Below are 426 nucleotides of genomic sequence, written 5' to 3'. Positions count from 1 at the left end.
GAAGTAATTTTAAATGCCGGGGTGGCGGAACTGGCAGACGCACAGGACTTAAAATCCTGCGGTAGGTGACTACCGTACCGGTTCGATTCCGGTCCTCGGCACCACTTTAATAATAATGCGCCCGTAGCTCAATTGGATAGAGCGTCTGACTACGGATCAGAAGGTTATGGGTTCGACTCCTTTCGGGCGCGCCATATTACGGGAAGTAGCTCAGCTTGGTAGAGCACTTGGTTTGGGACCAAGGGGTCGCAGGTTCGAATCCTGTCTTCCCGACCATTTAAATATTTGGGGCCTTAGCTCAGCTGGGAGAGCGCCTGCTTTGCACGCAGGAGGTCAGCGGTTCGATCCCGCTAGGCTCCACCAACAGTTCTTTGAAAACTGAACACAATACAAGCGTCAACGTTAATTCTAAGTAACAAACTTATT

General features: G+C 50.5%; 4 tRNA genes. All 4 read left to right on the top strand.

Annotated features, from left to right (window positions below):
• Positions 1-15: 15 nt before the first annotated feature.
• The 4 genes from RGU12_RS13605 (at position 16) to RGU12_RS13590 (ending at position 363) form a co-directional block, all read left to right on the top strand.
• Positions 16-104, top strand: a tRNA-Leu gene (locus RGU12_RS13605).
• A gap of 13 nt (positions 105-117) precedes the next feature.
• Positions 118-194: transfer RNA gene (locus RGU12_RS13600), tRNA-Arg, on the top strand.
• A gap of 5 nt (positions 195-199) precedes the next feature.
• Positions 200-276: transfer RNA gene (locus RGU12_RS13595), tRNA-Pro, on the top strand.
• A gap of 11 nt (positions 277-287) precedes the next feature.
• A tRNA-Ala gene (locus RGU12_RS13590) sits at positions 288-363 on the top strand.
• Positions 364-426 lie beyond the last annotated feature (63 nt).

Source organism: Ferdinandcohnia sp. QZ13 (assembly GCF_031324165.1).
Taxonomy (GTDB): domain Bacteria; phylum Bacillota; class Bacilli; order Bacillales; family Bacillaceae_L; genus Ferdinandcohnia.
This window is presented reverse-complemented; position numbering and strand designations above follow the sequence as displayed.